This is a genomic window from Paraburkholderia sp. RL17-337-BIB-A (assembly GCF_046025895.1).
GTDB lineage: Bacteria > Pseudomonadota > Gammaproteobacteria > Burkholderiales > Burkholderiaceae > Paraburkholderia > Paraburkholderia fungorum_C.
In genome coordinates this window covers 1,406,199-1,420,755 of record NZ_JARESY010000002.1, presented here as the reverse complement: position 1 = coordinate 1,420,755, position 14,557 = coordinate 1,406,199, and the positions used below count along the sequence as shown (strand labels likewise).

General features: G+C 60.9%; 15 protein-coding genes. 3 read left to right on the top strand and 12 right to left on the bottom strand.

Translation table 11 applies throughout. The features are described from left to right. Positions 1 to 389: 389 nt before the first annotated feature. Positions 390 to 3,197: an ATP-dependent Clp protease ATP-binding subunit gene (locus P0D84_RS27260; RefSeq protein WP_408341756.1), complete on the bottom strand. Its 2,808-nt coding sequence runs from the start codon at positions 3,195 to 3,197 to the stop codon at positions 390 to 392. A gap of 221 nt (positions 3,198 to 3,418) precedes the next feature. On the opposite strand from P0D84_RS27260, the gene P0D84_RS27255 reads away from it, so the two are divergent. Further along, positions 3,419 to 4,093 carry an HAD family hydrolase gene (locus P0D84_RS27255; RefSeq protein WP_408341755.1) on the top strand — a complete coding sequence of 225 codons (675 nt, stop codon included), beginning with the start codon at positions 3,419 to 3,421 and terminating at the stop codon, positions 4,091 to 4,093. Positions 4,094 to 4,162: 69 nt separating this feature from the next. Here P0D84_RS27255 and P0D84_RS27250 read toward each other — a convergent pair whose 3' ends face one another. From P0D84_RS27250 to P0D84_RS27240, 3 genes are read right to left on the bottom strand one after another with little or no spacing between them, the layout of a single operon-like run. After that, positions 4,163 to 4,543, bottom strand: a complete 381-nt coding sequence (locus P0D84_RS27250; protein WP_408341754.1) for a TraR/DksA family transcriptional regulator — start codon at positions 4,541 to 4,543, stop codon at positions 4,163 to 4,165. A gap of 39 nt (positions 4,544 to 4,582) precedes the next feature. Then, on the bottom strand, positions 4,583 to 4,780 hold the full coding sequence (locus P0D84_RS27245; RefSeq protein WP_408341753.1) for a hypothetical protein: 198 nt from the start codon (positions 4,778 to 4,780) through the stop codon (positions 4,583 to 4,585). Positions 4,781 to 4,824: 44 nt separating this feature from the next. Continuing rightward, positions 4,825 to 5,076, bottom strand: coding sequence for a hypothetical protein (locus P0D84_RS27240; RefSeq protein ID WP_408341752.1), 252 nt, complete (start codon positions 5,074 to 5,076; stop codon positions 4,825 to 4,827). 96 nt (positions 5,077 to 5,172) lie between these two features. On the opposite strand from P0D84_RS27240, the gene P0D84_RS27235 reads away from it, so the two are divergent. Further along, on the top strand, positions 5,173 to 5,637 hold the full coding sequence (locus tag P0D84_RS27235) for a DUF6566 family protein (protein WP_408341751.1): 465 nt from the start codon (positions 5,173 to 5,175) through the stop codon (positions 5,635 to 5,637). A gap of 23 nt (positions 5,638 to 5,660) precedes the next feature. On the opposite strand, the gene P0D84_RS27230 is transcribed toward P0D84_RS27235, so the two are convergent. From P0D84_RS27230 to rhaM, 7 genes are all read right to left on the bottom strand, one after another. Continuing rightward, the gene (locus P0D84_RS27230; protein WP_408341750.1) at positions 5,661 to 6,020 is read right to left on the bottom strand and encodes a host attachment protein; all 360 of its coding nucleotides are present in this window, start codon (positions 6,018 to 6,020) and stop codon (positions 5,661 to 5,663) included. Between the two features lie 485 nt (positions 6,021 to 6,505). After that, positions 6,506 to 7,513, bottom strand: a complete 1,008-nt coding sequence (gene rhaS, locus P0D84_RS27225; RefSeq protein ID WP_408341749.1) for a rhamnose ABC transporter substrate-binding protein — start codon at positions 7,511 to 7,513, stop codon at positions 6,506 to 6,508. 102 nt (positions 7,514 to 7,615) lie between these two features. Beyond that, positions 7,616 to 8,632, bottom strand: a complete 1,017-nt coding sequence (locus P0D84_RS27220; protein ID WP_408341748.1) for an ABC transporter permease — start codon at positions 8,630 to 8,632, stop codon at positions 7,616 to 7,618. Beyond that, entirely contained in the window at positions 8,625 to 9,683 is a 1,059-nt protein-coding gene (locus P0D84_RS27215) for an ABC transporter permease (protein ID WP_408341747.1), read from the bottom strand. Before P0D84_RS27215 ends, P0D84_RS27220 begins: the two co-directional genes overlap by 8 nt. Further along, positions 9,680 to 11,209 (bottom strand): sugar ABC transporter ATP-binding protein, encoded by a 1,530-nt coding sequence (locus P0D84_RS27210; protein ID WP_408341746.1) that lies wholly within the window; start codon positions 11,207 to 11,209, stop codon positions 9,680 to 9,682. Before P0D84_RS27210 ends, P0D84_RS27215 begins: the two co-directional genes overlap by 4 nt. 133 nt (positions 11,210 to 11,342) lie before the next feature. Beyond that, the gene (locus P0D84_RS27205; protein ID WP_408341745.1) at positions 11,343 to 12,236 is read right to left on the bottom strand and encodes an amidohydrolase family protein; all 894 of its coding nucleotides are present in this window, start codon (positions 12,234 to 12,236) and stop codon (positions 11,343 to 11,345) included. Positions 12,237 to 12,278: 42 nt separating this feature from the next. Further along, positions 12,279 to 12,602 carry an L-rhamnose mutarotase gene (gene rhaM, locus P0D84_RS27200; RefSeq protein WP_408341744.1) on the bottom strand — a complete coding sequence of 108 codons (324 nt, stop codon included), beginning with the start codon at positions 12,600 to 12,602 and terminating at the stop codon, positions 12,279 to 12,281. Positions 12,603 to 12,734: 132 nt separating this feature from the next. Here rhaM and P0D84_RS27195 point away from each other — a divergent pair, with 132 nt between their 5' ends. Continuing rightward, a complete protein-coding gene (locus P0D84_RS27195; protein WP_408341743.1) occupies positions 12,735 to 13,733 on the top strand; it encodes a LysR family transcriptional regulator in 999 nt (332 codons plus the stop codon). 15 nt (positions 13,734 to 13,748) lie between these two features. Here P0D84_RS27195 and lra1 read toward each other — a convergent pair whose 3' ends face one another. Continuing rightward, a complete protein-coding gene (lra1, locus tag P0D84_RS27190; RefSeq protein WP_408341742.1) occupies positions 13,749 to 14,531 on the bottom strand; it encodes an L-rhamnose 1-dehydrogenase Lra1 in 783 nt (260 codons plus the stop codon). Positions 14,532 to 14,557: the final 26 nt, after the last annotated feature.

Below are 14,557 nucleotides of genomic sequence, written 5' to 3'. Positions count from 1 at the left end.
CGGCTCCGAGTAGCAACGGCATGTGCGTAAAGACGGACACCATGTGGCGACGGAACGGCTACGCGGCACATCGTAGCGCGATAACGCGAGGTCTGCATAAAAACGGGGGTAATCAGGAATCGCGCGTATGTAACACACATGCGGGTGCGCGATTAGCGCGAACCCGGATTCGGGGTGCCCCGAGCCTTCGCGGCGTGTCCCCGTCATGCACGCGTGATTCGTCCCGGAGTCTGGTCTCACCGAAGTTGATGTATGGCGAAAGGTACAGGCAAACAGCGGCCCACGTGCACAGTGCAAGTACAGTGAGACCGCTGCCTGTTTCAACCGGTCTTCAGAGGCCGCACATCGTCAGCGATGACGCTGCGGCTTCTCCCGGCTCGGTGGATACGTCATTTCTTCGACTCGGCGCTTTCAGCTGGCTCGGGGCTGCTGGTTTCTTTAGACGGCTTTTTCTTCGCGCGTCCGTTGCCACCCTTTCCGCCTGTCGCCTTGGGTGTCGGCGGCGCCTCGCTCTTGCTGAACTTCACTTCGTCGCTTGCCTTGTCGTAACTGACGTCGACGGTATCGCCCGACTTCAGCCGGTCACCGAGAATCTCCTTCGCGAGCCGTGTTTCCAGTTCCTGGCGAATCTGGCGCTTCAATTCGCGTGCCCCGAATTCCGGCCGATAGCCGGCATCGGCGAGATGATCGATCACGGATTCGTCTATCTTGAGGGTAATGTCCTGGGCGGCCGCCGTGCGCTCCACCCGTTCGAGCTGGATCTGCACGATCGAATGGATGTTCTCACGCGAGAGCCCATGGAAGACGATGATCTCGTCGATCCGGTTCAGGAATTCAGGGCGGAAGTGTCCCTTGAGCACCCCCATCAATTCCTCGCGGATCGCTTTTTCGGCCTGGCGATCCGCTTCGGGTTTCTCGAGGTTGTCCATGATGATCGATGCGCCGAGATTGCTCGTCGCAATGATGATCGTGTTGCTGAAATCCACTACACGTCCCTTGCCGTCGGTCAGCCGCCCGTCGTCGAACACCTGCAGCAGCACGTTGTTCACGTCGGGGTGGGCCTTCTCGATCTCATCGAGCAGGATCACGCTGTACGGGCGGCGCCGGACGCGTTCGGTCAACTGACCGCCTTCGTCGTAACCGACGTAGCCCGGCGGGGCGCCGATCAGCCGTGCAACCGCGTGACGCTCCATGTATTCGGACATGTCGATACGGATGACCGCCTGCTCGTCGCCGAACACCGTCTCCGCCAGCGCCTTCGCGAGTTCGGTCTTGCCGACGCCGGTGGGTCCGAGGAACAGGAACGTTGCAATCGGCCGGTTCGCCTGGCCCAGCCCCGCACGTGACAGCCGCACGGCATCGCTCACGGCAATCACCGCGTCGTCCTGGCCGACCACACGCTCGCGCAGCTTCTTCTCCATATCCAGTAGTTTCTGCCGCTCTTCCTGCGTGAGTTCCGTGACCGGAATGCCGGTGAGACGCGACACGACTTCGGCGATGGACTCCACGGTCACTTCGAGTGTTTCCGAGCCGGTCTTGCGCTGCCAGGCCTCCATCTGCTCGTCGAGTTTCGCCTGCTTCTCGCCAATCCGCGCCTCGAAATTCTTCGCCTCATCGAAGCGCTTGCGCGAGGACGCATAGTCCTGCTCACGCTTGAGCTGGGCGGTTTCGGCTTCGAGCTCCTGAATGGCCGCCGGTCGCGAGGTCGCGCCGATACGCACGCGTGCCGCCGCCTGGTCGATCAGGTCGATGGCCTTGTCCGGCAAAAAGCGCGACGTGATGTAGCGATCGGAAAGTTCGGCGGCGGCAACGAACGCATCGTCGGCAAACGTCACCTGATGGTGCGCCTCGAGCTTATCGCGAAGCCCACGCAGAATGACGATGGTCTGCTCCACCGTGGGTTCGGGTACTAACACCGGTTGGAAGCGCCGTTCGAGCGCGGCGTCTTTTTCGATGTACTTCTGATATTCGTTGAGTGTCGTGGCGCCAATCAGACTGAGCTCGCCACGCGCAAGCGCGGGCTTCAGCACGTTCGCGATATCGAGGCCGCCTTCGCCACCGCCTTGTCCCGCGCCGACGATCGTGTGCAGTTCGTCGATGAACAGGATCAATTCGGCCTGCTTCGCCGTGACCTCATCGATCAGCTGCTTGGCGCGCTCCTCGAATTCGCCGCGATATTTCGCGCCGGCCACCATCGAGTTGATGTTGACCTCGACAAGCCGCTTGCCGCGCAGAACCTCGGGCACGTCGCCGTTGATGATGCGCTGTGCCAGCCCTTCGACGATCGCGGTCTTGCCGACACCCGGCTCGCCGATCAGTACAGGGTTGTTCTTCTTGCGCCGCGCGAGCACTTCGATCGTGCTCTCGATTTCCTGCGCGCGGCCGAGCACCGGATCGAGCTTGCCCTGACGCGCCATGGCCGTGAGGTCGCGCCCGAATTTGTCGAGCGTGGGTGTGCCGGTTGGCGTGTCGACGCGGCCGTCCTCCGCGCCTTTGCCGACGACTTTCACGACCTTCTGCCGCAACGCCTCCGGCGTCACGCCATACTTCTTCAGCAGTGCGCCCGCGATGCTGTCCGGCACCGCCGCGAGGCCGATAAGCAGATGCTCAGGGCCAACATAGGAATGCCCCAGATCACGCGACGCCTGAAACGCGTATTGGAACGCCTTTTTCAGGCGCGGCGAAACCGTCATCTTCTCGATCGGCGCGTCAGGTGAGACGGTGCCCTTTTGCGCATGCTGGTCGATATAAGCCTTGATGTCCTGCGGTGAGAGCTTGAGCTCCTTCAGCAGCGCGGCGCACACGTCGGCGTCCGCGAGCACGTAAAGCAGGTGCTCAGTGTCGAGTTCGTTGCGGCCGAGCTCGTGTGCTTTTTCCGCGGCGCGCTGCAACAACTCGAGTGTTTGCTCGCTGAAAGCATCGGTTGCATCAACCGACTCACGTGGCAGTTCGGCCTCGAAACCCGCGTCTTCGTCTTCATCTTCGTCATTGGCTCCTGCGCTTCCCAGGCCGCCGAAGAAGCGCGACAAGCCGCCTCCTCCGAGCAGGGAATCGAATGGGTTCACCATGCTTTGGTGCCGCATTAATTGCCGATAGTCGTAGTCGCAAATCGATAAGGTTTTCCGCTCGCCGTTTTGCACAACGGTCACACGAGCAACAGCGGGACGGGCGTTACAGATTTCGCAGAGGGCGGGCATCGAGAGTCACCTTTTCGGTTAAGGCATCCGGCTATAACAGAAGAACTCTGATAGCGTGGCGCGGCGGGCGCGGTATATGCGTGGACGTCGAGTGAACTTTGTCTGAAACATGCGGGGCGCGTGCTGAGATCGATCTAGTCAACGCGCAAGACCTCGTAGCTCAGGTTTATAGTAGTACGCTGCGCGAGTGTTTCCAGAAGTGCTTATCAATCGAGCCCATCATGCGAATCCAGACATCATTTTTGTTCGACCTCGACGGGACACTCGTCGATAGCGTCTATCAGCATGTGCTCGCCTGGAAAGAGGCCCTCGACGGGGAAAGCATTCCATTGTCGGTCTGGCGAATTCATCGCAAGATTGGCATGAGCGGTGGCCTCTTTACGAACCAGCTTCTGCGGGAAACGCACGATGAAATTAGCGCTGAACTCAGCGAGCGGCTTCGTCGCGCTCATGCAGCCGCCTACCAACGATTACGTGCTCAAGTGCGCCCATTGCCGGGCGCTCGCGAACTGCTCGACGCGCTGACACAAGCCGGCACCCCGTGGGCAGTGGCAACGAGCGGCCGGATGGAGACCGCGGCGCTCAATCTGGAGGCGCTGGGCGTGGATCCGGCAAAAGCCGTGGTCGTCACCCGCGACGACGTCAAATACGCGAAGCCGGACCCGGACCTGTTTATTGCCGCGGCAATGCGGCTCGGCGTACCGATCGAGCAAGCGGTGGTCGTGGGGGACAGCATCTGGGACATGCTCGCCGCCCAGCGATGTCGCGCGCTGGGCGTTGGCGTGTTGTCAGGCGGATACGGCACTGAAGAACTGGAGCGCGCAGGCGCGCTGCGCGTTTATGACGACCCGGCCGACCTGCTGGTCCACCTGGATGAGGTTGCCTCGCGACCGTAAATCTCCAGTATGGTCGAAGGCGATTCGATACGCGCCGCTACACATTGGAAGCCGTCATTTTGCAAGCCGTCATTTGCGGGCCTCGCGGCTACTCTGCTCTGCAACGGTGAGAATAGCTTCCGGGACGGATTCGAGCCGTGCTTTCGGTATCGGCTCGCCACTGGCATCGGAGAGACCGTAAGTCCCCTCGTCGATCTTCTCAAGCGCGCGCCCGATATCGCTGATGCGTTGGTCGTTCACGTCATGCAGTGCCTGGTTGACCTCGTTCTGCGCCATTCCCTGCGCCTCGTCCTCGAACTCTTCGGCCTCGTCGCCGTGCTCTTCTTCGGCCGTCCGCTGATTCGCGATCGTGTTTTCCTCTCCGCCTAGCAGTTGCTGGCGCAACGCATCGAGGCGCTGGCGTTGCTGCGCGATGAACTCATCACTCAATTTGCCCTGTTGCTCCGACATGATTCTCTCCTCGGCATGGCCGACGTGTGATTTCAACAATCACCCACCCAACTCCTGAAATGCGTGGCCGTTGGCCTCGAGCCCCTTCAGGATGTCGGGTGTCAGCTCGCTTTGCCACACGTGTCCGTCGAATTGCCACTGGCTTGTGTCAACGAGGTCGGGAAGTCCGGCGCCCTTGCGCACATAGAGTCCGAGTGTCGGCTTCTTCAGGTTGATGTAGAAATCGAATTCCTGCATTTCAATACCTCATGCAAGGTAGCGTTTGCGGCCAGACGCAAGAATCAACTATCGTCGACGTTGTTTGCGTAATGGTCGATAGTCACTTTACATTCGTCCACAACGACCTGAAGAAAGGCAGGATCATTTCTTTCAACCCACCGCTCAACGTGGAGGAAGCGTTCCGTGCCGAGATCGGCAATACGCTCCGGATCCGAGGTCAAGACGTCGACTGTCACGATTCCCCGGTTACCCTGCAGAGGGGAGATCGTCGCGGAAATGACAAACCGCCGGTATGAGATTTCATTCTGTGCCATGCAGCCTCCCGTCAATCGAGAATATGGAGCCTCGCGCGCCCGCCACACAGGAAGTCTACGAGCAAGTCACGACGATGTGAACGCCGGTTTTCTCCGATGCTGGATATTGGTGAAATACGTCTATCGGATTGCCATTGCGCCTTGATATCCGCACTCCCGGAATGCTGGAATTGCGGCATGATGGTGTTCAGGATCACGCATCGGATTGTGGACGGATACCCATCGAACGCTGCAAAGGAGAAAACGATGCCAGCAAGCACTGCTTCTTACGGCGAGTTTGAGATCGCCGTGCACCCTGAGCGCAACCAGCGCGGCGCCTGGATCGCAAGGGTGAACGTGACTCGCGGCGATCGCACGGTTGTCAGTGTTCGCCCCGAGACCGTTCAACCCGAGTGGCTCACTGAAGAAGAAGCGACAAGAGACGGGGTCGAATGGGGGCGCCGGTTCATCGACCGTGAGTTCAACACGCCGCAGTCCCGCTCCTGGGTTGCCGACCGCGCTCACGCAGAAAGCTGGTTTCGCGATGTCGAAGAACCGCCCGGCTCCGAAACCAGCGCGTAAGTCTTGCGACCGAAGGCGGCCAGTCAGTGCCGCCGCAGATGGGCCTCGATTTCTTTCGTATTGAGTGCCGACAGATCCTCGCTTAGTTGCTCGAATATCAATCGACGGGTCTGCTCACTCAGATTTGCTTTGACCATGCCGAGAAATTTCGACTCCATGGCGAGTCTCAGCCGAGCGTAGCGCTGATGGAGCCGCCCTTCTTCCAGATAATCGGATACCCGCTTTGCAAATTTTAGCCGGTCCTTTTCCGTCAGCATCGTGCCGGTAAATTCATTGTTGATGAGATCTTCGATTTCCTGCAAGTCGAGTGTGAGTCCCGGCGCCTGGAAAACACGCCCGCGGCCTCCGTCGGCCACAACAAGCCAGGTAACTTCGGTCATCATGCACCTCTTGGCAGGAATTTTTTCCGCTCGTTCGGCGCTCGCCGCGACGGGTCGCTTTCGTTCTCGCCGAAGACCGCGACCATCGACTGCTGTATCAACGACCATCCGCTGTCCGAACGACTCTTACTCAAGATAGCAGTTCGGGCCAACTACGCCCAAGGTCAATTTGCCAATTTATCGTATCGGTCCAAAGTCGTGTGAAAGGGCCGCGTTCGCCTATCGCAAGCAATTCCGGATCGGTCGCTTCACATGCATATCCTGTACCTGCATTCTGGCGGATGGAACCGATCAGCCCAGGATCGGGCTCGTCGCACGATCTGCGACGGCGCGATTGAGAAACGAGCGGCCCCGTCGTCGATTGATCAGACGGGGCCGCTGTAGTCGAGGTACACCAAAATTTCCAAAGGCTTGCAATACGAAAGCTTCTGCCTCGCGCCGCGCACTTTGCGTAGCAATGCCCGGCGTCGCGGCGCCCGGCTCGCTGCCTAGAAATTGAAGTTGTCGATATTGCTCGAATCGAACGTGGTCGGCGGTCCGAGAATGATTTCGCCTTGCGGTCCGATCGTGCGCTTGCCGAGTTTGCCCGCATCAAACGACTCGCCTTCCTTGCCGCTGATCGTCCCCGACGACAGCGCCGCAGCGGCATAACCCGCCAGATAGCCAAGCTGATTCGGATCCCAAAGCTGGAACGCCTTAACCGTCCCGTTCTTTACGAACGCACGCATCTGGTTCGGCGTGCCCAAGCCGGTCACCTGCACCTTACCCTTGCTCGATGACGACGAGATGTAACGCGCCGCTGCCGCGATGCCGACCGTAGTCGGCGCGACGATCGCCTTCAGATTTGGATACGCCTGCAGCAAGCCTTGCGTTTCGACGAACGACTTCTGGTCGTCGTCGTTGCCGTACGCGATCTTCACGAGTTTGATCTTCGAGTACTCGGGCTTTTTCAACTCCTCCTGCATCCACTTGATCCACGTGTTCTGATTGGTTGCATTAGGCGTAGCCGAAAGCACCGCGAATTCGCCCTCGCCGCCCATCAGTTTCGCCACCAGCTGGATCTGCCCCCGGCCGATACCTTCCGCGTTCGCCTGGTTGACGAACAATTGACGGCCTTCGGGCGCTGTGTCCGAGTCGAAGGTCACGACCTTGATGCCTTGCGACATCGCTTTCTTCAGATACGGCACGACGGCGTTCGCGTCGTTGGCCGCGATCACGATCGCGTCCTGCCGCTGCGTGATCAACGTGTTGATGTATTGCACCTGCGACGACGCGCCGGCATCCGAGGGCCCCACGACCTTGCCCACGCCGCCGAACTCCTTGATCGCTGCCATGCCGCCGTCGTCGGCAATCACTTCGTATGGGTTATTGATCTGCTTCGGCACGAAAGCAATCTTCAGACCGCTTTTCAGCCCCGCTGCCGACGCGGCACAACTGAGCGCGACCAAGGCAATGCACAGCGCAGCTTTGCCGGTGTGACGTAGAGGATTGAACATAAGGCGTCTCCTGCTTTGTTGTTGGACGAAAACCTGTCCGGGTTGTAGGTATCTGGTATTCGATGTCTGGTGTTTCTTCTGGAGCCGGTTTTAAGAAGAACGTTATAAAGAAGAAGCGGACTTCGCAATGAAACGCCGGTCACGCGCCGCCCGCCAGCGGGCAACCAGATTGGGAATCAGCACCGATGCCAACAGCAGGACGCCCGTGACGATCGTCAGCGTTTCGCTCGATACATCATCTAGCGTTAGCGCGTTTTTCAACACGCCGATAATCAGCAGCGACAGCAGGACACCGAACATCGAACCACGTCCACCGAAAATACTCACGCCGCCGAACAGCACCGCCGCGATCACCGACAATTCGAACCCTTCGCCGTTATCGCCGCGCGCGCTGGTGAAGCGCAGCGTATAGACGACGCCGGCCAGCGCGCTCATCGCGCCGGACAACACGAACAGCCGCAGCCGGATCTTCGCGACTTCGATGCCGGAGAACGCCGCGGCGGTGGGATTCGCGCCGATTGCGTAGAGGCTGCGGCCGAATGCAGTGGACTGCAGCAACACCGTAAACAGCACCGCGCCGACGATCACGATCGCAAACGGCAACGGAATGAAGGTCGAGCCAACCGTATCCATGCCGAACGCCGTATACCCCGCCGGAAAATCCGCGACAGCCTGATCGCCGAGCAGCACATACGCGAGACCGCGAAACAGTGCCAGCGTGCCGATCGTGACCGCAAGCGAAGGCAGATTGAGCTTCACGATCACGAGCCCGTTCAGCAAGCCCGCCAACGCACCGGCAATCAATACCAGCACGATCACCACCGGCATCGGCAAGCCCATATGCCACAGCACGCCCATTAGCGCACTGGACGCGCCCAGCACCGACGCCACCGAAAGATCGATTTCCGCGGCGACGATAATCAGCGTCATGGGCAGCGCCATCAACGCGATCTCGGTCAGATCGGCGAGGATGTTGCTGACATTCGCACTGGTTAGAAACACCGGCGACAACCAGCGCCCGAGTGCGAGCGATAGCGCCAGCACGATGACCAGCAACACTTCCCATTGCAACGGCGTTTCGCGTTTACGCGCGAGCAATGCGGAATCGGGTTTAGCCATGATCGCGCTTCCTCATCATGCGTTTGGCGACGGAGCGGGCCAGCAAGGTATCGGCGGTAATCGCGGCGACGATCAGCGCGCCCTGGATCGCCTGCTCCCAGAATGGCGAGACGTGCAGCACGACGAGCGCGATGCTGATCACCCCCAGCACGAGCGCGCCGAGCGTGGCGCCGAGAATGGTGCCCACACCACCCGTGATCGCGACACTGCCCACCACGGCAGCCGCAACCACCTGCAACTCAATGCCCTTTGCCGTGCTTGCATCGACGGTGCCGAAGCGCGCGAGCCACAATGCGCCCGCAAAGCCGGCAATCGCGCCGGACAGCAGAAAGCCCGCCATCACGCGACGTTCGACGTTCACGCCGGCAAGCCGTGCCGCCTCCGGGTTCGAGCCGATCGCGTAGTGTTCGCGTCCGCCGCGAAACTGCTTCAGGTAGACAGCCAACGCCGCCAGCACGACGATCGCGATGAGCGCGAGCGTCGGTATGCCGAAGAATGTACCGGTGGCGAGACGGGAAAACGCATCGGGCAAACTGGTTGCATTGATCTGCCCGCCGTGGACCCACGCGTAATCCGCGCCGCGAAAGATGTAGAGCGTGGAGAGCGTGGCCACCAGCGACGGCACGCGTCCCACGGCGACCAGCAACGCATTGATCCCGCCCGCCACCAGACCGATCGCAAGTCCGGCCAGCAACGCGACGATCACCGGCATATGCGGAAACGCCACATACAGACTGCCGACCGCATAGGCGCTCACGCCGACCGTCGACCCCACCGACAGATCGATATGCCGCATCAGGATCACGACCGTCATGCCGGCTGTCAGCAAGCTGATAATCGACACATTGAGCAGCACGTCACGCAGATTCTGCAGATTCAGAAACTGCGGCTTCGCGAGCCCGGTGCCCACGATCAACAGGATCAGCACGACGAAAAGCGTCGTCTCGCGGCTCCTGGCAATGCTCGCGACGAAGCCGCCTGGCGCGCTGCCGGTACGCTTGGGGACGGGTGCCCGAACCGGCGCGGGATGAGTTGGCGAATGGCGCATCATGCGGCGTGTCCCAACGGGGGAATCGGTTGGCCGAGCGCGGCGCCCATGATGCGTTCTTCGTCGGCTTCAGCGCGCGCTATATCGGCGCTAATACGGCCCTCGTGCATCACCAGCACGCGATCGGCCATGCCGAGTACTTCCGGCAGTTCGCTCGAAATCATCAGCACGGCCATGCCGTCGCGCACCAGTTCCGCCAACGCGCTATACACCTCCGCCTTGGCGCCGACGTCGATACCGCGCGTAGGTTCGTCGATGATCAGGACTTTCGGGTTGGTGGCGAGCCACTTGCCCAGCACGACTTTTTGCTGATTGCCGCCGGAAAGCGTGCCGACCGGCGCATTCGGATCGCCCGCTTTGAGACGCAAGCGTGTGCCCCACTGATTGGCCAGCTGCGTTTCGCTGCGGGTGGAAATCAGGCCATGTTTGACGAGCCGTCCGAGCACGGTCATCGAGGCATTGCGCGCAATGCTCAGCTCCAATGCCAGCCCTTGCTGGCGACGGTCCTCCGGTACCAGCGCGAGGCCGGCACGCACCGCCGCGGCCGGACTGCCCGCGGCGAGACGCTTGCCAACTATGAAAATTTCGCCCGAGTCGAGGGGATCGATGCCGAAGATCGCGCGGGCCACTTCGCTGCGGCCCGCACCCACGAGACCCGCCAACGCGACGATCTCGCCGGCGCGGACGTCGAAGGAAATGTCCTTGAAGACGCCCACGCGCGTGAGTCCACGCACTGACAGGCGCACTTCACCCGGCGGCCGGTCGGCCTTGGGATAGAACGTTTCCAGATCACGGCCCACCATCTTTGCCACGATGGCTTCGGTGGTGAGATCGGCGGTAAGGCCGTCGAATACCTTCGCACCGTCGCGCATGATCGTTACGCGTTGCGTTAGCGTGAAGACTTCATCGAGCCGGTGCGTAATGAACAGAATCGCCACCTCGCGCTCGCGCAGCTTGCGTACGATCGCAAAGAGCCGCGCCACTTCGGGCAGCGACAAGGCGGCGGTCGGCTCGTCCATGATCAGCACGTTCGCGTTCAACGACAACGCCTTGGCAATTTCGATCACCTGCTGATCGGCGATCGACAAACCGCGCACCAGTTGATCCGCGCGCAGATCGACCCCGAGCGAGGCCAGCAAGCCATCCACCTCGCGGCGCATGGCGTCGTATTGAATACGGCCGATCCGGTCGACGGGTTGCCGTCCCATGAAGATGTTCTCTGCGATCGAGAGATCGAAGAACAGCGTCGGCTCCTGATAGATCACCGCGAGGCCCGCGTCGCGCGCTTCCGCGGGCGTGGCGAAACGGCGCGCCACGCCGTCAACCAGCAGCTCGCCGGTATCCGGCTGATGCACGCCCGCGAGAATCTTGACGACCGTCGATTTGCCCGCGCCGTTTTCGCCGAGCAGCGCATGCACTTCGCCCGGCCACAACGCGAGATCGCCGTCGGATAACGCACGGACCCGGCCGAAGGATTTGCTGGCGTTCCGGAGTTCGAGCCTGGGCGCCGCGGTTGGGGATTGCTGCACTACGTGTCTCCTTCCTGTTCGCTTTCGAGTGTGCGTCGGATGCGCTGTGTCGGGTGAGCTGAGTCAGGTTCGCTAGGTCAGGTTCGCTGAGTCAGGTCCGCTGGGTCAGGACGTTTGAGTCCGGTCCGCCAGGTCAGATACGATAAAAGCGCTCCGCGTTACGGCAAAACAGCGCTTCTTTTTCAGCAACGCTCGCGCCATCCACAATCGACGCATACGCGTGCCACAAATCCGCATAAGAGCCGAACAACCGGTCGACCGGAAAGTTAGACGCGAACATCGCGCGCTCCACGCCGAAGGTGTCGATCGTTTCAAGCACATAAGGCCGCAGGCTTTCGATCGTCCACTGATGATCGAACATTGCGAGTCCGCTGATCTTCACCGCGACGTTCCTGCAACCCGCGAGCAGTCGCAACCCGTCACGCCAGGCGCGATAACCGGCAATGCTGCTGCGCTCCACGAACATGCCCGCATGGTTGATGATAAAAATCGTCTCGCCATGCGCGCGCGCCAACGCAGCCGCTTCTTCCATCTGCGACGGATACAGTTGCAGATCGAACGACATGTCGTAACGGCGCAGCAACGCAAAATGGTCGCGCCACTGCGGCTCGCGCATGAAATGGCGGCCGACGTAATCGAACAGCTTGTTCTCGTGCACGTTCAGGATCTGCCTGATGCCACGCGTATTGGCGAACGACGCATGCGCTTCAAGTATTTCAGGTGCGTTCGCCGCGGACAGATCCACGGCGGCGACAAGCGCATTCGGCATGCCGCGCGACGCCGGACGATCCGCAATGGATTGCAGCCAGCGGGTCTCCTCGACCGGATCGGCGGGATCGTGATTCGCTTCGACGTGCACCAGTTTCAGCACGTCGATATCGCCGGCCTCAGCGAGCAGGTCGTCGAGCAGATAGTCGTGCTTGAGCTCGCGCGCGTCCCCCACGAACGACACACCCGGATTTTCCAGCCACGGATAGCGATGCGTCTTCAGATCCCACAAGTGGATATGCGAATCGACAACCTGCATGCGACACCCTCCGCCCATAAGGCCCAAGCAAAGTCTGCAATGTCAGCTAAGTGAATTCAGATGAAAGACCGGCTCGAGTGGTTGCTGAAGCGGTGTATGGTCAGGGGCTGTCTGCATGATGTCGGCCATGTAATCCCACCATTTGCGCATCACGTCAAGTTGCGGCAGCGCATTCATGGTGTGATTCGTGGTGCGCGTCAGAATGGCGAAAAGGTGATCCGAGTCCGCGTCGAAGAAGATCCGATAGTCGCGCACACCGGCGTTGTGCAACGCATCAACCAGCTCGGGCCAGATTTGCGCATGACGTCGTTCGTATTCCTCGCGCATGCCGGGGTTGAGCACCATCCGGAAAGCGATTGTTTCCATTGCGGCCTGTCTCCCGTCGTATCCGGGCGCTTTCTATGAGAAGCGACTGATACGACTATAATTCCTGCGTCGATAGCATCTCAATCCGTTGTTGGGATTGAGCGATCCACAAACCGAATCGCACCGGGAACCATGAGCCAACACTCAGCTGCCATCGCACTCGTCAATCGGCTCAAGTTCAAGCACCTCGCACTGCTCGTCGCGCTCGACGACGCGCGCAATCTCCATCAAGCCGCCGAGGCGATCAACGTCGCGCAACCCAGCGCGAGCCGCATGCTCGGCGACATCGAGGAAGCGTTCGGCTTCCTGCTGTTCGAGCGCAACGCGCGCGGCATGACACCCACGCCGCTCGGCGTGGTCACGCTGGCGTATGCGCGGCGGGCGTTGGCCGAGTTGACCCGCTTTGCCGAAGACCTCGACGTCAAACGCCGCGGCGGGCATGGACAATTGACCGTCGGCGCCATCATGGGCGCCGCGCCCGATCTGCTGGCCATGGCGGTTGGCGCCCTGAAAACCGAAAGCCCCTTGCTGAACGTGCGCATTCTTGGCGAAACCAGTGACCAGGTCGTGCAATTGCTGCATCGCCGCGAAGTCGATCTGGCATTGGGACGCCTGACCAATCCGTTGCAACACAACGATTTCAGTTTCGAGCCGCTCGCCCGCGAGACGTTGCTGCTGGTGGTGCGTTCGGTGCATCCGCTGGCGCAGCGCTCGCGCATCACGTTGCGGGAGCTGATCGACTGGCCGTGGGTGGCGCAACCGGTAACGAGCCCGGCGCGCGTGCTGTTCGAAGAGGAACTCGCGCGTGCCGGCCTTGCGACGCCAGTCAATCTGACCGAGTGCGCGTCGATCTTCGCCACGTTGCAATTGCTCGAGAACTACGACGCCGTGGCCATGCTGCCCGAGTCGGTGGTGCGCGATCATGTGCGCGGCAAACTGCTGGTCGCGTTGCCGCTCGAAATCGGCAAGAGCCTCGCCGGCTTCGGCATTCTCACGCGCAAGGAAGAAGCCCTTGCCGAACCGGCGCTGCGCTTTATCGATTTGCTGCGCGGCTTCTCGCGCAAGCTCGCTCGCGACGATTCCGCCGTAACTGAAGCCACGCCTGTGATCGTCTCCGCACCGGTTCATTGACGTCGGCATCGCGCGTTACTGCAAGTTGACGAACAGGCCGCCGTCCACCAGCAGCGCGGCGCCTGTTACGTAACGCGCGCGCTCAGAAGCGAGGAATACCACGCAGTCGGCCACATCCTCCGGGCGGCCCAGTCTGCCCAATGGAATGCGCTTTTCGAAGTAGGCTTTTTTCGCTTCGTCGGCGAGATCTTCCGCGTTCAGATCGGTGGCGATCGTGCCGGGCATCACCGAATTGCAGCGAATGCCGTATGGCCCCAATGCCACCGCGCACGACTGCATCAACGAATGCACACCCGCCTTGGTCGGCGTGTAGTGGGTTTGCATGCCCCCGCCTACCAGCGCGCTGATCGAACTCGTCGCCACGATCGCGCCGCCCGTACCCTGCGCTTTCATCTGCTGCGCGGCGGCCTGCGTGACGTAGAACGCGCCGTTCAGATTGACTGCCACCGTCGACTCCAATATTTCAGGCGGCATGTCGAGAAAGGCATGGAATGGGCAGATGCCGGCATTGCTCGCGAGCACGTCCACTTTGCCGAAGGCCTCGACGGTCTGGCGAACGAGTTCGTGACCGGTTTCGCGCGCGGCTACGTTGCCTTCGATCGCGATCACACGTCGCCCCAACGCTTCAATTTCGCCGACTACTTCCGCAACGGCCGAGCGGCGCCCGTAAGATGCGTCGTTATCGCCCCAGTAGTTGATCGCCACATCCGCGCCTTCGGTTGCGCACGCAACCGCTATCGCGCGGCCAATGCCACGCGAGCCGCCGGTGACGATCACGACCTTGTCCTTGAGCAACACGTCATTCTCCTGTTGGCTGGGTCAAT

Coding starts and splice junctions, on each gene's coding strand:
- P0D84_RS27260 (WP_408341756.1), bottom strand. CDS start 3,197: ATGCCCGCCCTCTGCGAAATCTGTAACGCCCGTCCCGCTGTTGCTCGT.
- P0D84_RS27255 (WP_408341755.1), top strand. CDS start 3,419: ATGCGAATCCAGACATCATTTTTGTTCGACCTCGACGGGACACTCGTC.
- P0D84_RS27250 (WP_408341754.1), bottom strand. CDS start 4,543: ATGTCGGAGCAACAGGGCAAATTGAGTGATGAGTTCATCGCGCAGCAA.
- P0D84_RS27245 (WP_408341753.1), bottom strand. CDS start 4,780: ATGCAGGAATTCGATTTCTACATCAACCTGAAGAAGCCGACACTCGGA.
- P0D84_RS27240 (WP_408341752.1), bottom strand. CDS start 5,076: ATGGCACAGAATGAAATCTCATACCGGCGGTTTGTCATTTCCGCGACG.
- P0D84_RS27235 (WP_408341751.1), top strand. CDS start 5,173: ATGCTGGATATTGGTGAAATACGTCTATCGGATTGCCATTGCGCCTTG.
- P0D84_RS27230 (WP_408341750.1), bottom strand. CDS start 6,020: ATGATGACCGAAGTTACCTGGCTTGTTGTGGCCGACGGAGGCCGCGGG.
- rhaS (WP_408341749.1), bottom strand. CDS start 7,513: ATGTTCAATCCTCTACGTCACACCGGCAAAGCTGCGCTGTGCATTGCC.
- P0D84_RS27220 (WP_408341748.1), bottom strand. CDS start 8,632: ATGGCTAAACCCGATTCCGCATTGCTCGCGCGTAAACGCGAAACGCCG.
- P0D84_RS27215 (WP_408341747.1), bottom strand. CDS start 9,683: ATGATGCGCCATTCGCCAACTCATCCCGCGCCGGTTCGGGCACCCGTC.
- P0D84_RS27205 (WP_408341745.1), bottom strand. CDS start 12,236: ATGCAGGTTGTCGATTCGCATATCCACTTGTGGGATCTGAAGACGCAT.
- rhaM (WP_408341744.1), bottom strand. CDS start 12,602: ATGGAAACAATCGCTTTCCGGATGGTGCTCAACCCCGGCATGCGCGAG.
- P0D84_RS27195 (WP_408341743.1), top strand. CDS start 12,735: ATGAGCCAACACTCAGCTGCCATCGCACTCGTCAATCGGCTCAAGTTC.